Source organism: Muriicola soli (assembly GCF_004139715.1).
Taxonomy (GTDB): domain Bacteria; phylum Bacteroidota; class Bacteroidia; order Flavobacteriales; family Flavobacteriaceae; genus Muriicola; species Muriicola soli.
In genome coordinates this window covers 2,067,547-2,078,971 of sequence record NZ_CP035544.1, presented here as the reverse complement: position 1 = coordinate 2,078,971, position 11,425 = coordinate 2,067,547, and the positions used below count along the sequence as shown (strand labels likewise).

The window sequence follows — 11,425 nt, the reverse complement described above, 5'->3', positions numbered from 1 at the left end:
AAAGGAATATGAAAAATAGAAATCTTACATATCAATTTAGTACGCTGCTTCTCGGCTTCCTTTTCCTCGCATTAGCTGGATGTGAAAGAGAGTTTTCCAATGAGGTAGATTTTGCGACATTTAATAATAATTCGGACATCTTTATAGACGGCTTCAGTGGTGGTTTGGAGTACCTGCCTTTCGCAGGTTCCAAACTCAATGCCTTTAGTGTGGATACTGAAACGAGGTATAAGGGAGAATCTTCTATGAGATTTGATGTTCCCAATGTTGGGGATCCCGATGGCTCCTTTGCCGGTGCCATCTTCCCGGATATGGGAGGCAGGGACCTTTCTGGCTATGATGCCCTCACTTTCTGGGCAAAAGCCACAAAAGCAGCTACCATTAATGAAATAGGCTTCGGGCAGGATTTCGGAGAAAACAAATACCTGGTAACCAAACAAAATTTGCGAATTAGCACCGGATGGACCAAATACATTATCCCAATTCCTGACCCGAGTAAATTGATGAGGGAAAAAGGCCTGTTTTGGTATGCAGAAGGGCCTGAAGATGGCGATGGGTATACCTTCTGGATAGACGAGCTGCGTTTTGAAAATCTGGGGACCATTGCTCAGCCACAACCCGCTATTCTAGGCGGACAAGATGTGGATCAGTCAGCATTTGTGGATATTGATATCCCTTTAACAGGCCTTACTCAAACCTTCAATTTGGCCTCAGGGATCAATCAAACAGTTAGTGTTGCACCGTCCTATTTTGATTTTCAATCTTCAGATAATGATGTTGCCAGAGTAAGTGAATTGGGTGTTGTTTCACCGGTAGGCACAGGGACAGCCGAAATTACTGCTATTCTGGGAGGTGTGAGGGCTGAAGGCTCCTTGTCTCTTGACGTTGCAGGTGGCTTCGTTTTTGCCCCAACACCGCCGGCCAGAGATCCCGCAAATGTCATCTCTATTTTTAGCGATGCCTATGCCAACGTACCGGTAGATTTCTACAACGGATTCTTTGCACCATTTCAGACTACCCTTGGTGGAGCTATTGACGTAAATGGAAATAACATCATAGAATACACAGAATTAAATTTTGTGGCTACTGAGTTCAAAAACCCAACCGTTGATGCTTCTGCCATGACTCATTTTCATGTCGATATCAGGATAGACGAAGCTATAGATTCGGCCGATTTCATTGCCATTGAACTAGGTGATTTTGGCCCCAATGATGCCTTTGGCGGTGGTGATGACTCCAGTTCAAGGATTACTTTAGACAGTTCTGACCTGGTTAGTGGCGAGTGGATCAGCCTGGATATTCCCTTATCCGATTTTACCACTTTGACCAGCCGAAGCAACCTCGCACAGATATTTTTTATCTCAGACGCGACCATTTCCGTATTGCTGGTAGACAACATGTATTTCTACACGGAGTAATCTGAAAAAAAAGAAAAAAGAATGAATAAGATAAATCTATTAGAAATGAGAAATAAAATAATACCAAATAGGTATTTACGAAACTCCGGAAATAAATTCTGTTCGTTTTTCGGTCTTATGCTATCCGGTCTGCTCCTTGTGGGCACTGGTTGTGCAACAGACGATACCCAGACTGTGGTCAATTTTGATCAGCTGACTATGCAGGACGAATTTGACGTAGATGGAGCACCGGACAGTTCAATATGGGGATACGATATAGGAACAGGACAAAACGGTTGGGGAAATAATGAATTGCAATACTATACAGACCGGCCTGAAAACGTAACCATCAACAATGGTGTTTTAGTCATTACCGCAAGGCAGGAATCTTTTGAGGGTTCTAACTACACTTCGGCCAGGCTTATAACCAAAGGTAGGTTTGAACAGACATATGGTCGTTTCGAAGCCCGAATAAGAACTCCCTATGGTAAGGGTATCTGGCCGGCATTCTGGATGTTGGGTGTTGAAGAAACACCTTCTGAGATATGGCCTTTTATAGGTGAGATAGACATAATGGAAATGAGGGGGCAGGAACCCACAAAATTGATAGGAAGTCTTCACGGTCCCGGTTATTCAGCAGGGGAGGCGATTTCTAAAGAATATATTTTTGAAAACGATCGGCTTGATACGGGCTTCCATATTTACGGGATAGAATGGGGTCCGGATTATGTGAATTTTTACGTCGATGATGTATTGTATAATCAGATTACACCGGAAGACCTTCCCGAAGGTTCAGACTGGGTCTTTGATAACGATTTTTACATCCTGATGAACGTAGCCGTAGGTGGTACTTTCGTCGGATCACCAGATGCGGAAACAGTATTCCCTCAAACCATGCTGGTAGACTATGTGAGGGTTTATGAATATAACGGACTAAACTAATTAAAAAAAGAACTATGAAACACGTACTCAACAAAACCAGGGTTATTGCGGCTTTTGTCCTTGCAATAATCTATTTAGGATGCGAAGATGTCACCAATATCTTTCCTGATGTGACATCGGCCTTTACCTACACAATTAACGAGGATACTGGAACGGTTACTTTTCTAAATATTTCAGAAGAAGCTGACAGTTATCAATGGGATTTTGGGGATGGTTCTACATCCACGGAAATTAATCCTATTAAGACCTACGCAGAATCTGGCACTTACACGGTTACACTACGAGCCGTTAATTTAGCCGGAGCATCAGATAGTTCTCAGGATCAAGTTAGTGTGACCATTACTCAAGTTGGCGGCGGCGGCGGTGATTGTACTGAAGAAACCAGTCAGTCCCTGGATGCAGCAGATTTTAATCTTACTTTCCAGACCGATCCGGGAAGTGCAATTGTCGAGGATGGTGCTGCTTTTTCAGTAATTGACAACCCTGACACAGACAACGCTATAAATGAATCCTGTAAAATAGGTGAGATCGTAAGAGATGCATCTCTGCCTTTTGCCAATAACCAGATCGAGTTTGATTCTAAATTCGATTTTACAACCAATTCTGGCTTCAAACTCAAGGTTTGGGCCCCTGTTGCAGGAACGAATGTACTATTGAAACTGGAAGATAAGACTGATTCGGGAATCAACACCGAAGTAGCTGCAGTTACGGCTTCTGGTAATGCCTGGGAAGAATTAACATTTGATTTCCCGGACACTGAAAGTGGTAAGTATGATAAAATTGTATTGTTCTTTGATATCAACACGGATAGCGGAGCTACTTATTATATCGACGACTTTGCCATATACGGAGAAGGTGCCGGAGGTGGCGGAGATTGTACTGCTGAAACTGCACAATCTCTCGACGCATCAGATTTCAATCTGACATTCCTGACAGATCCGGGCAGTGCTATTATTGAAGATGGAGCTGCGTATTCATATATCGACAACCCGGATACGGATAACGCTGTGAATCCGTCCTGTAAAGTAGGTGAGATCGTAAGAGATGCCTCCCTTCCTTTTGCAAATAATCAGATAGAATTTGATTCCAAATTTGATTTCACTACAAATGATGGTTTCAAACTAAAAGTCTGGGCACCTGCAGCAGGCACAAATGTGTTGTTAAAGTTGGAAGATAAAACTGATGCCGGAATCAACACTGAAGTTGGTGCGGTAACGGCTACAGGAAATGCCTGGGAAGAACTTACATTTGATTTCCCGGACACCGAAAGTGGTAAATACGATAAAATCGTATTGTTCTTTGATATAACCACCGATAGCGGTGCAACTTATTACATTGATGATTTCGCCCTCAATAGTGGGGGAGATACTGGAGGGACTAACGGTTGTAGTGAAACGCTTATTGCGGCTACGGCTCTGCCTGTAGATTTCGAAGGCTGTGAAACATTCTTGTCTTCCGCGAATTTTGGAGATGGAATTACCTCAGAGCTTACAGAAAATCCATCTAAAACGGGCATAAATACTTCAGACTTTGTTCTGCAGGTTGATAAGCCCACAGGATCAAGCTTTTTTGCCGGAATACAAAATACCTTTGCGAGTAATTTTGATTTGACTACCGACAATGTTTTCAAGATTAAAATTTATTCCACTAAGGCCAACGCGATTTTCAGATTTGAACTTTTAGCCGATCCCAATGACGGGAGTATAGGAAATCCATCCCCGGTTTATGCAACCGTGCCGAATGCCAATGAATGGACAGAGGTAGAATTCATATTTACTAACCTACCGGCGGCTCCAACGGCCTACAACCAATTGGTTATAAAACCGGATAATGATCAGTCAGATAGTCCCATTGACAATGGAGCTACCTATTACTTTGATGACCTAACTTTAAACGCACCTTCCGGAGGCGGCGGTTCCATAGAAGATTGCGGAGGCGATCTGGTCAACGATTTTGAGACTGCTGATGACAGCATCTTCAATAACTTCGGAGGTGGTGTTGGTACTATTATTGACAACCCCGACACTTCAGTAAACACGAGTGCGAAGGTAGCCCAGTACGTGAAGAATGCCGGCGAGGTATTTGCAGGTATTACCATGGAAGTGGATCCCGATATTGATTTCAACGCCGGGGTGTTCTCCATTGACGTGTCCTCCCAAGCGGTAAGACAGTTATTGTTCAAGTTGGAAGGGCTGAATATAGAGCAGATCATTCCAACCTCAGGAACAGGCTGGGAGACGATCACCTATGACTTCAGTGCTGTAGCCGGAAATATAGGCTCAGTTACGGCCATCACCCTGATCATGGATAATGGTACAGCAGGTGACGGAAGCGCTGACTGGACGATACAGTTCGACAACGTAAGGTTGTGCAGCAATGAAACCACCGGCGGTGGTTCCTTAGAAGACTGCGGAGGCGATCTGGTCAACGATTTTGAGACTGCTGATGACAGCATCTTCAATAACTTCGGAGGTGGTGTTGGTACTATTATTGACAACCCCGACACTTCAGTAAACACGAGTGCGAAGGTAGCCCAGTACGTGAAGAATGCCGGCGAGGTATTTGCAGGTATTACCATGGAAGTGGATCCCGATATTGATTTCAACGCCGGGGTATTCTCCATTGACGTGTCCTCCCAAGCGGTAAGACAGTTATTGTTCAAGTTGGAAGGGCTGAATATAGAGCAGATCATTCCAACCTCAGGAACAGGCTGGGAGACGATCACCTATGACTTCAGTGCTGTAGCCGGAAATATAGGCTCAGTTACGGCCATCACGCTGATCATGGATAATGGTACAGCAGGTGACGGAAGCGCTGACTGGACGATACAGTTCGACAACGTAAGGTTGTGTAGCAATGAAACCACCGGCGGTGGTTCCTTAGAAGATTGCGGAGGCGATCTGGTCAACGATTTTGAGACTGCTGATGACAGCATCTTCAATAACTTCGGAGGTGGTGTTGGTACTATTATTGACAACCCCGACACTTCAGTAAACACGAGTGCGAAGGTAGCCCAGTACGTGAAGAATGCCGGCGAGGTATTTGCAGGTATTACCATGGAAGTGGATCCCGATATTGATTTCAACGCCGGGGTGTTCTCCATTGACGTGTCCTCCCAAGCGGTAAGACAGTTATTGTTCAAGTTGGAAGGGCTGAATATAGAGCAGATCATTCCAACCTCAGGAACAGGCTGGGAGACGATCACCTATGACTTCAGTGCTGTAGCCGGAAATATAGGCTCAGTTACGGCCATCACCCTGATCATGGATAATGGTACAGCAGGTGACGGAAGCGCTGACTGGACGATACAGTTCGACAACGTAAGGTTGTGCAGCAATGAAACCACCGGCGGTGGTTCCTTAGAAGACTGCGGAGGCGATCTGGTCAACGATTTTGAGACTGCTGATGACAGCATCTTCAATAACTTCGGAGGTGGTGTTGGTACTATTATTGACAACCCCGACACTTCAGTAAACACGAGTGCGAAGGTAGCCCAGTACGTGAAGAATGCCGGCGAGGTATTTGCAGGTATTACCATGGAAGTGGATCCCGATATTGATTTCAACGCCGGGGTATTCTCCATTGACGTGTCCTCCCAAGCGGTAAGACAGTTATTGTTCAAGTTGGAAGGGCTGAATATAGAGCAGATCATTCCAACCTCAGGAACAGGCTGGGAGACGATCACCTATGACTTCAGTGCTGTAGCCGGAAATATAGGCTCAGTTACGGCCATCACCCTGATCATGGATAATGGTACAGCAGGTGACGGAAGCGCTGACTGGACGATACAGTTCGACAACGTAAGGTTGTGCAGCAATGAAACCACCGGCGGTGGTGCAGGTGGTAATCTGGCTGCTGATGGTGATTTTGAATCCGGAGTTGCAAATCCCTGGTTACTATTTCAGAATGGGGGTACTGCTGCCTTCGATAATACCATTAACAACGGAGGAACCTGGTCTGGAAGACTTGCCACAGGCGGACCCAGTAATCCAGCCCTAAAACAGGAAAGAATAGGTGCCGGTACTGTTGCGGCTACGGATGTTGTTCAGGTACAATTTGACCATATAGGTTCTGTAGTACAGCCTGGAGCAGTTTTCAACGTCATTCTCTTCGGAGAAGGAGCGTCAGGAGCGTCGTTTACACACGTATTTAGTCCAGCACCAACCCTTTCAGGTAGTTGGACAACTTTTACCGGTACTTTTACCATCCCCGGTGGGACAGATGTATCGGAAGGAATCTCCTTCCTGATTGAAGCAGTGTGTGGGGGAGATGCCGGATGTAGCGTATCAGCGAACATTGATAATGTTAGTGTAACACTTAATCCATAAAAAAGGAGTAAACCAGTCAACAGCAGATATATGTTCTGCTGTTGGCCGGTTAATTTTCACCCCATTTACAAAAGGTCGCTCTTTCGATCATAAGTTTTTGCGCCTTTTAATCGCAACAAACCAACTAAGGGAATACTAAATGATTGCCGATCAAGAAATTGAAAAAAGGGTTGATTCTCTGTTAAATCAAATGACCCTGGATGAGAAAATTGGTCAGATGACTCAGGTCCGGCATTTTGAGGAGATCCCCGAAGATGCCATTTCTAGCGGAGCCATTGGCTCAATTATTCACACCGAAGGGCCTTTGCCAGGAAATGACGCCAAAGAATGGCAGGCTGCTTTTACATCCTTACAAGAAAAAGCTTTGTCATCAAGGCTGGGTATCCCCCTGCTTTTTGGAGTAGATGCGGTACACGGTCAGAACACCTATGAGGGAGCCACAATTTTCCCTCATAATATTGGTTTGGGCGCAACTCAAAATAAAGAACTTGTAGAAAAAGCAGCTAAGATTACCGCCCTTGAATCCAAAGCGACAGGATTCAATTGGGTGTTTTCACCTTGTGTAGCCATACCATGCAATGAAAAGTGGGGGAGGGTCTATGAAGCGTTTTCAGAAAGTACTGAATTAACTGAAATTTTGACAAGGGCTTCTGTTAAAGGGCATCAGGGAAGCGAGTTAAATAAAAATTCGATCATGGCAACTGCCAAACACTTTATTGGAGATGGTGCTACTGATAATGGGGTGGAAGGTGGAGATTGTTCATTGAGTATTCAAGAAGTTAAAGACCGTCTTTTGCCTCCCTACAAGGTAGCCGTAGATGAAGGCGTAGGTGCCGTAATGGCTTCTTTTAATAGTATGTCCGGATTACCAATGCATGCCCACAAATATTGGATAACTGAAGTTCTGAAAGAATCCATGGGATTCGATGGTATCGTTGTTTCAGACTGGAAAGGATATTCGCGTTTTGGAGAAAACGAGATCATCAATGCCGGGATAGACATGGTAATGGCAGTAGATGGTGACTACGACTTGTTTAGGGAAGGTCTTAAAGCAGGCGTGGAAAACGGACAGGTATCGCAGACGCGAATTGATGATGCAGTTCGCAGAATATTGCGTCAGAAACTGCGCCTTGGGGTGTTTGAAAATCCTTTTCCAGATGCAACTTTAATTGGTAAAATTGGTTGCTCTGAATACAGGGATGTGGCAAGACAGGCGGTGAGAGAATCCTTGGTATTACTAAAGAACAAAGACAATACCCTACCATTAGATAAATCTTTGAATAAGATCGTGGTTGTTGGAGAACATGCAAACAATGCCGGATTACAATCCGGAGGCTGGACTATTCACTGGCAGGGTTCATCAGAAAACTATACGGGATCAACCACCATTTTGGAAGGAATCAAGAAGATGGCAAAGGGAGAAGTGGTTTATGATATTGATGCTACAGCTAATCACGATGATGCCGATGTTGCCATAGTTGTGATAGGAGAAACTCCTTATGCGGAATTGTTCGGGGATATAGGAGGAGAAATTGATGCCTATCAGTTATATCTTTCTGAACAACATAAAAGTTATCTGAATACTTATGCGAAAAAGGGAATAAAGACCGTAGTATTGCTAATTTCGGGACGTCCATTGGTCGTTTCAGGGGAAATAGAACAAGCTGATGCCTATGTCGCTGCCTGGTTGCCGGGTTCTGAAGGAGATGGGATAGCTGAGGTTCTTTTTGGAGATTATAATTTTAAAGGTAAATTGCCCCATTCATGGCCTGCAGCTGTGGAAGATTACAGGGGAAAATACGGCCCCAATTTTTGGGATGATTCCATTACACCTCTTTTTCCCTTTGGACATGGTCTGGAATACTAAATGATATTTGGTGGGCGATGAGCAAGAGTAAAGCAGACAGAATAAAAACTTAATTTAATATCATGAGGTCCTTAATAAAATATACACTTGCTATTCTTGTCCTGGCGATGGGTGTGGCCTGTAAGGAAACAAAAAATAATACAGAATCAGAACAACCCCAAACCGTAGACAACGTGACTGCTAAAGAAATTTTAGGAAACCCGGATTATTTGGCCATCTCATATGGCGGATACAGAACCAATACTCGTGACAATCAACCCACTCTGGATGAACTTAAAGATGACATGAAGATTTTGCATGCCATGGGTGTCAGGATTGTTCGAACTTATAATGTGCATCTGGCTCAGGCTTCTAACCTGTTAAGGGCGATTGAGGATATGAAGAAAGAAGATCCTGAATTCGAAATGTATGTAATGCTCGGGGCGTGGATCGATTGCAAGAATGCTTTCACTGAATTGGAACCGGATCACAATGCAGAAAGCGAAAGAAATACAAAGGAAATTGAAACTGCGGTCAAATTGGCCAATCAATATCCTGAAATCGTCAAGGTTCTGGCGGTGGGTAATGAGGCTATGATCAGATGGGCTACAAGTTATTATGTTCAACCCTCGGTCATCCTAAAGTGGGTAAATCACCTGCAGGACTTAAAAAAGTCAGGTAAATTATCCAAGGATCTCTGGATCACTAGTTCTGACGATTTTGCTTCCTGGGGCGGAGGGGAAGATAGCTATCATACTGAGGATCTGGAAAAACTGATCAAAGCCGTGGATTACATCTCTATGCATACCTATCCTTATCACAATACCCACTACAACCCTGAATTCTGGAGGGTACCGGCCGAAGAGGCTGAACTATCCGATATGGATAAAATTGATGCTGCCATGGCTCGTGCTGTAGACTTTGCAAAAAATCAGTACAAGGCAGTAACTGATTACATGAAAAGCCTGGGGGTAAATAAGCCCGTTCATATCGGAGAAACCGGTTGGGCTACTATTTCGGATGGACATTACGGCCCGAAAGGTTCAATGGCCACGGATGAATACAAGGAAGCTGCATATTATCAACAAATGAGAGAGTGGACTAATGCAGAGGGAATATCATGTTTTTATTTTGAGGCCTTCGATGAGCCCTGGAAAGATGCACACAATTCAAAAGGATCAGAAAATCATTTTGGCCTGATAAAGGTCGATGGACAAGCGAAATACGCTTTATGGGATTTAGTGGACCAGGGAGTTTTTGAAGGTCTAACAAGAAATGGTAATCCCATTACCAAAACATTTGACGGTAATGAATCGGAAATGATGGAGGAAGTTTTAGTTCCTCCTCCCGCAGATTAGAAATAAAGCACAGGCCATAAAATCAGCCTGATTCTCTGAGTATTTGAACACTATTTAAATGAAACAGATTAACCAAATACAATACATTTTGATCATTAGCTTGCTAATCAGTTCTTGTTCCGTAGAACAGAAGTTAGACCTTGAAGTATACGAAACATCCGCTGCAGGTAAAAACTGGAGTTCTGTGACCGAATTTAATGTGGAAAAAGAAGCTTCGGTGATCAAGTTGTTGCCAGAACAACAATTCCAGAAGATAACCGGATTTGGCGGCTCTTTTACAGAAGCTTCTGCTTCACTACTCAATGCTCTTAGTCCGGAAAATAAAGAAAAAATTATCGAAGCTTATTTTGGAGATGACGGAGCGAGATACTCCCTTACCCGTACTCATATGAACAGCTGCGACTTCTCCCTGAGTAATTATTCCTATGCCCCTGTAGAAGGAGATATGGAACTTGAAAGTTTTTCCATAGCGGAAGACAGGGATGATATCATTCCATTTATCAAAGAGGCGATGGCCGTCTCAACGGATGGTTTTAAAATTTTGGCATCACCCTGGACAGCACCGCCGTGGATGAAAGACAACAACGACTGGCGGGGCGGGAAATTATTACCTGAATACAAAGACACATGGGCCTTGTTTTTCTCCAAATACCTGGAGGCTTACAAAGCAGAAGGAATAGATATCTGGGGTTTACTGTTGAAAACGAGCCTCTTGGAAACGATAGCAACTGGGAGAGTATGCATTTTACACCCGAGGAGATGACCCAGTTTGTAAAGGATCACCTCGGTCCGCAGTTGGAGAAAGATGGCCATGAGGTAAAGATCTTAGGTTACGATCAGAATCGTGAACATCTGGAAGAATGGGTAGACGAAATGTTCAGGGATAAAGAGACTTCTAAATATTTTGATGGGACTGCTATACATTGGTATGCCAGTACTTATGAGGTTTTTCCAAAAGCCCTGCAGTATGCGCATAATAAAGCTCCTGATAAATACCTGATACAATCAGAGGCTTGCGTAGATGCTGAAGTGCCTAAATGGCGCGACGATAAATGGTATTGGTCAAAGGAAGCTACAGACTGGGGGTGGGATTGGGCTCCGGAAAAGGACAAACCCCTGCATCCAAATATGCCCCGGTGTATCGCTATGCACGTGATATCATTGGTTGCATGAACAATTGGGTTGACGGATGGATTGATTGGAATATGGTGCTCGATACTCAGGGCGGTCCCAACTGGTTTGAGAACTGGTGTGTGGCTCCTGTGATCGTAGATCCGGAAAAAGATGAGGTCTATTTTACACCCATCTATTATACGCTTAAGCATTTCAGCAAATATATCAGGCCCGGAGCAATGCGCATTGGATTTGAAAATCCTGATGATACCCTCTTGGTCACAGCTGCAAAGAATCCTGACGGATCAATCGTTGTTGTTGCATTAAACCAGGGAATGGAAGCGAAGAATTTTGGACTTTCCTTGGGGGAGAGTACTCAAATGCTTAGCATTGATGCTCAGGCGATACAGACGATTATTATAAAATAATAAACTAACTAAA

At 44.0% G+C, this 11,425-nt stretch carries 5 protein-coding genes and 1 pseudogene; all 6 read left to right on the top strand.

The genetic code is table 11. The annotated features are described in order from the left end of the window. The first annotated feature begins 8 nt into the window (after nt 1–8). The 6 genes and pseudogenes from EQY75_RS09455 (at nt 9) to EQY75_RS09430 (ending at nt 11,412) form a co-directional block, all read left to right on the top strand. Nucleotides 9–1,418, top strand: a complete 1,410-nt coding sequence (locus EQY75_RS09455; protein WP_129605334.1) for a hypothetical protein — start codon at nt 9–11, stop codon at nt 1,416–1,418. Nucleotides 1,419–1,463: 45 nt separating this feature from the next. Continuing rightward, a complete protein-coding gene (locus tag EQY75_RS09450) occupies nt 1,464–2,339 on the top strand; it encodes a glycoside hydrolase family 16 protein (RefSeq protein ID WP_129605332.1) in 876 nt (291 codons plus the stop codon). 14 nt (nt 2,340–2,353) lie between these two features. Further along, nucleotides 2,354–6,667 (top strand): PKD domain-containing protein, encoded by a 4,314-nt coding sequence (locus EQY75_RS14325; protein WP_129605330.1) that lies wholly within the window; start codon nt 2,354–2,356, stop codon nt 6,665–6,667. Between the two features lie 139 nt (nt 6,668–6,806). Then, nucleotides 6,807–8,534: a glycoside hydrolase family 3 protein gene (locus EQY75_RS09440; RefSeq protein ID WP_129605328.1), complete on the top strand. Its 1,728-nt coding sequence runs from the start codon at nt 6,807–6,809 to the stop codon at nt 8,532–8,534. Between the two features lie 62 nt (nt 8,535–8,596). Further along, nucleotides 8,597–9,871, top strand: a complete 1,275-nt coding sequence (locus EQY75_RS09435; RefSeq protein WP_129605326.1) for a glycoside hydrolase family 17 protein — start codon at nt 8,597–8,599, stop codon at nt 9,869–9,871. Nucleotides 9,872–9,929: 58 nt separating this feature from the next. Next, nucleotides 9,930–11,412 (top strand): annotated as a pseudogene (locus EQY75_RS09430) (glycoside hydrolase family 30 protein). The last annotated feature ends 13 nt before the right edge of the window (nt 11,413–11,425 follow it).

Coding starts and splice junctions, on each gene's coding strand:
- EQY75_RS09435 (WP_129605326.1), top strand. CDS start 8,597: ATGAGGTCCTTAATAAAATATACACTTGCTATTCTTGTCCTGGCGATG.
- EQY75_RS09440 (WP_129605328.1), top strand. CDS start 6,807: ATGATTGCCGATCAAGAAATTGAAAAAAGGGTTGATTCTCTGTTAAAT.
- EQY75_RS14325 (WP_129605330.1), top strand. CDS start 2,354: ATGAAACACGTACTCAACAAAACCAGGGTTATTGCGGCTTTTGTCCTT.
- EQY75_RS09455 (WP_129605334.1), top strand. CDS start 9: ATGAAAAATAGAAATCTTACATATCAATTTAGTACGCTGCTTCTCGGC.
- EQY75_RS09450 (WP_129605332.1), top strand. CDS start 1,464: ATGAGAAATAAAATAATACCAAATAGGTATTTACGAAACTCCGGAAAT.